At 71.3% G+C, this 3,917-nt stretch carries 5 protein-coding genes and 1 pseudogene; 2 read left to right on the forward strand and 4 right to left on the reverse strand.

Features of this window, described 5'->3' with window-relative positions:
• Positions 1-527: pseudogene (locus tag GSF22_RS31685) on the reverse strand (FMN-binding glutamate synthase family protein); the annotation flags it as partial.
• 89 nt (positions 528-616) lie between these two features.
• Between GSF22_RS31685 and GSF22_RS31690 the strand changes: the two are divergent.
• Both GSF22_RS31690 and GSF22_RS31695 read left to right on the forward strand, forming a co-directional pair.
• A complete protein-coding gene (locus GSF22_RS31690; RefSeq protein ID WP_208817588.1) occupies positions 617-1,066 on the forward strand; it encodes an OsmC family protein in 450 nt (149 codons plus the stop codon).
• A 51-nt stretch (positions 1,067-1,117) separates the two neighbouring features.
• A complete protein-coding gene (locus GSF22_RS31695; protein WP_208817589.1) occupies positions 1,118-1,906 on the forward strand; it encodes an aminoglycoside N(3)-acetyltransferase in 789 nt (262 codons plus the stop codon).
• 569 nt (positions 1,907-2,475) lie between these two features.
• Here GSF22_RS31695 and GSF22_RS31700 read toward each other — a convergent pair.
• From GSF22_RS31700 to GSF22_RS31710, 3 genes are all read right to left on the reverse strand, one after another.
• Positions 2,476-2,823, reverse strand: a complete 348-nt coding sequence (locus GSF22_RS31700; RefSeq protein ID WP_208817590.1) for a transcriptional regulator — start codon at positions 2,821-2,823, stop codon at positions 2,476-2,478.
• Positions 2,820-3,515 carry a hypothetical protein gene (locus GSF22_RS31705; protein ID WP_208817591.1) on the reverse strand — a complete coding sequence of 232 codons (696 nt, stop codon included), beginning with the start codon at positions 3,513-3,515 and terminating at the stop codon, positions 2,820-2,822. The genes GSF22_RS31700 and GSF22_RS31705 overlap by 4 nt, the downstream gene beginning before the upstream one ends.
• A gap of 230 nt (positions 3,516-3,745) precedes the next feature.
• Positions 3,746-3,917 (reverse strand): GNAT family N-acetyltransferase (locus tag GSF22_RS31710; protein WP_208817592.1); only part of this gene is annotated, 172 nt, incomplete at its 5' end.

The following is a 3,917-nucleotide window of genomic DNA, read 5'->3' on the forward strand; positions in this document are numbered from 1 at the left end:
GTGTTCTGCAGACAGCCGGCGAGCGCCGCCCCCCGGTTCAGCGCCGCCACCGCGTTACCGGACAGCGAACCGAAACTCATCCCGGAGATGTTGACCACCGAGTCCGGCCGGAACGCCCCGGCGCGGCCCCGGGCCGCCCCGACCACCTTCGCGCAGGGCAGCCACACCTCGTGCCCGGCGGTCGGCGCCGACGGGGGCACCGCCCGCCCGAACGTGCGGTGCATGATGATCGGGTACCCGGCGGTGTACTCGATGTCGTTGTCGGTGCCGAACCCGAAGTAGTTGTTCTGCTTCTTCGCCGACGCGTACACCCATCGCCGCTGGTCCCGGGTGAACGGCCGTTCCTCGTTGTTGCCGGCCACGATGTACTGCCGCAGTTCGGGCCCGATCGCCTCGAGCAGGTAGCGGGCCCGGCCCAGCAGCGGAAAGTTGCGCAGCAGGGCATGGTCACGTTGCAGCAGGTCACGTGCGGCGAGGGCGGCCACGGCGGCGGCGACGGCCGGTACGGCCCGACGGGTCCACGTCATGTCCGCCAGTCTCGCCCCGATCGCGGTGGCCCGCACGGCGGGCGAGGGGGCGGTGCGGTCCGGTCGACGGGCCGGTACCGTCGGCGACCATGAGTGAGGACACCTTCCGCGGCGTGGACATCACCCGCACCAGCGTCGGCCGCTACGAGGTACGCAACTCCCGGGGCGGTTCCCTGGTGGTCGGTACCGGCGGGGACGACACCTTCACCCCGGTGGAGCTGCTGCTGGCCGCGATCGGCGGATGCACGGCGATCGACGTGGACCTGGTGGTCAGCCGCCGTGACGAGCCCGACGAGTTCCAGGTCCGGGTCACCGGCGACAAGGTCCGGGACGAGTCCGGCGGCAACCGGATGCAGAACCTGGCGGTCGAGTTCACGGTCCGCTTCCCGGCGGGGCCGGCCGGCGACGCGGCCCGGGAGATGCTGCCCCGCGCGGTACGGATGTCCCACGACCGGCTCTGCACGGTGTCGCGGACCGTCGAGCTCGGCACGCCCGTGTCGACCACGGTACGTCCCGACGGGGGACCGCAGCCGACCTGACCGGGTGGCCGGGGTGGCTGCCGGTGTCCGTACGGTGGCTACCCTGGCGCGGTGGAGCAGAGCGTGCCGTACACCGTTGCCTCCCTGTCGGCGGATCTGCGGGCGCTGGGGCTCGCCGCCGGTGACGTCGTGCTGCTGCATTCGGCGTACCGTCGGGTCGGGTTCGTCGTCGGTGGTGTCGAGGCGCTGGTCCGGGCGGTGTGTGGGGTGCTCGGCCCGACCGGCACCCTGGTGGTGCCGACCCACACCCCGGACAACACCGATCCGGCGGGCTGGCGGAACCCGCCGGTCCCGCCGGCGTGGTGGCCGGTGATCCGGGAGCAGATGCCGGGATTCGATCCACGGACGACGCCGAGCCGGTGGATGGGGGTCGTGGCGGAGGCGGTGCGGACCTGGCCGGGTGCGGTACGCAGCGACCATCCGCAGGTGTCGTTCGCCGCGTGGGGTCGGCGGGCGGCCGAGGTGACCGGCGGGCACCGCCTCGACGACGCGCTGGGGGAGGGGTCCCCGGTGGGCGCGGTGTACCGCATGGACGGTCGGGTGCTGCTGCTGGGCTGCGGGTACGACTCGAACACGTCGCTTCATCTGGCCGAGTACCGTCGGCCGTCCCCGCCCCGGGAGACGACCGGCTCGTCGGTCCGCACGCCGGACGGGGCGCACCGGTGGGTGGAGTGGACGGACGTCGCGGTCGACGAGCGGGACTTCCCGCAGCTCGGGGCGGACTTCGAGGCCACCGGTGCGGTGCGGGTGGGCCCCGTCGGTGGCGCGACCGCCCGGTTGATGTCGCAACGCCGCCTGGTGGATTTCGCCACCGACTGGCTGGTGCGGCACCGCCACTGAGTACCGGGACCGGACGGAGCGTCCGGCAGCGATCCACGTCCCGCTCCTCCAACGGACCAGTACAGCCTATCGTCCTAGGACGCCATAGGCGTTGTGCGGCGCCACCCGGACCCTCCCGACCGAAAAGGGGGAGAGGATCACCAGCGGAACGATGAACAGTTCCGGCCCTCTGTCGGACAGGACCGTCTCCGGCTGTCCGACAGCCCCGTCGGCGGGGACCGCAACCCGGTATCGGTTCGCCCATCGGGTGCCGTACCCGGAGGTACGCGACCATTTCTGTCGGTGCGGGCGGGGAGGCCGGAACGCGTGACGAGACGGACCATCTTCCATCCTAGGATGCTTTAGCCGGTGTGCCCACCCTCACACGAAGGCCCCACCTGACGGCGGCGAATCCTCGCGGATCACCGGCCACTGCGGCAATCGGCAGCCATGTCCTGGCCCGCGGTTCGGCGAGAGGTTCCGTCGACCGACCAGGCTCAGGCCGGCTCCGACGCGCGGGTCCATGCCACCCGCCACCCGGCGATCATGCGCCGGGTGGCGGGGGATGGCTGGCCGGTCGACGGTTGTCGCTACTGCCCGTTGGTCGTCTCGACGCGGGCGATGAGCTGCTTGAGTCGCGCGATCTCGTTGGCGAGCGCCGTATTGCCGGCGGCGGTGAGGGTGATCCAGGTGCGACCGCGCCGGCCCTCGTAGCCTTTCTGGATCTCGATCAGGCCGGCCGTTTCCAGCACGCTGAGGTGCTTGGAGAGGTTGCCTGCGGTCAGGTCGAGGTGGGTACGCAGGTAGCCGAATTCGACCCGGTGCGCCTCGTGCGCGATGGTCAGGATGCCCAGCCGTGCCCGCTGGTGCACCACCTCGTCCAGCCCGGTGACCGGGTGTCCTGCCTCCGGGTCCGGGGTGCCGTTCGTGGTGGTCACCGCTGCTGCCTGCGGGCTGCTCTGAAGAACCCGGCCGCGCCGAGCAGCAGCAGCGCGCCGCTGATGACTTGCGGTACCGCGAATCGGGCCTGAAGTTCCCAGCCGGCCAGTCCCCAGCCCTCGTTCATCGGCAGTACCAGCAGCACCAGGGCCAGGTAGGCGAGGGTGAACAGCAGCAGTCCGAGGTTGCGCTCGATCCGGGCGAGCACCACCAGCGCGATCCCGATCATGCTCCAGGGTGAGACCAGCCGGTCCAGGATCAACCACCGGTACGGTAGGGGCTGGTCCGGCAGCGGGTGGTCCGGAAAGTACAGGGCTGCGGCTATCCACGCCGTGGTGAACACGACGGTTGTCGCGGCGCCGGCGATCGCGTACGGCAGCGTCCGGGCACCCAGGCCCCGTGCCCGTGCGGCCCGCATGTAGCAGACGGCGATCGCGGTGTAGGCCAGCAGGAGCGCCGGGGGCCAGTAGAGCAGCACGCCGCGTCGAGCGAATTCGCAGCTGGTGTCGGGGCGGCAGTGCACCGTCATGCCGAGCCAGTCGAACGGGATTCCGACGAGTGTCACCGCGCCCAGGACCAGCAGTGCAACCCAGGTCATCCGTTGGTCGAGGCGCACCTGGTGCGCCAGGGAGCGAATGTCAGACAGCAGTCGGCGGGGGTCGCCGCCGGCAGGCACCGACTCAGTAGTCATGCCAATAGGTTTCCACAGCAAACCTGTCGGCGCTAGTGTCAGATTGGCGCTGAGAGTCGCATGGACCACGGCAGGCGGCTGGCCCCGGCCGCCTGCCGTCTGCGGGGGCAGCGGCGCGGTCAGGTCCGCCCCGCAAGTCGGCGTCTTCTCCCAGTGTCGGACGGGCCGGCTCGACCCTGGCCGCACTCACGTCAGAGCCGGTGTTGCCGGATGCGGGGCCGGGTTGTCGTTCAGGAGGTGGCGATCAGGTCGGTGAACTCGGCCACGGGGGTGAAGCCCAGGCTGCGGTAGAGGGCGAGCGCGGCGTGGTTGTCGGCGGCGACGTTGAGGGTGATGTGGTCGACGTGCCGGCGGAGCCGGGTGCAGAGGGTACCGACAGTGGCGCGGGCGAGGCCCTGGCGG

It is taken from the genome of Micromonospora echinofusca (assembly GCF_017614955.1).
In the GTDB taxonomy this organism is placed as follows: domain Bacteria; phylum Actinomycetota; class Actinomycetes; order Mycobacteriales; family Micromonosporaceae; genus Micromonospora; species Micromonospora echinofusca_A.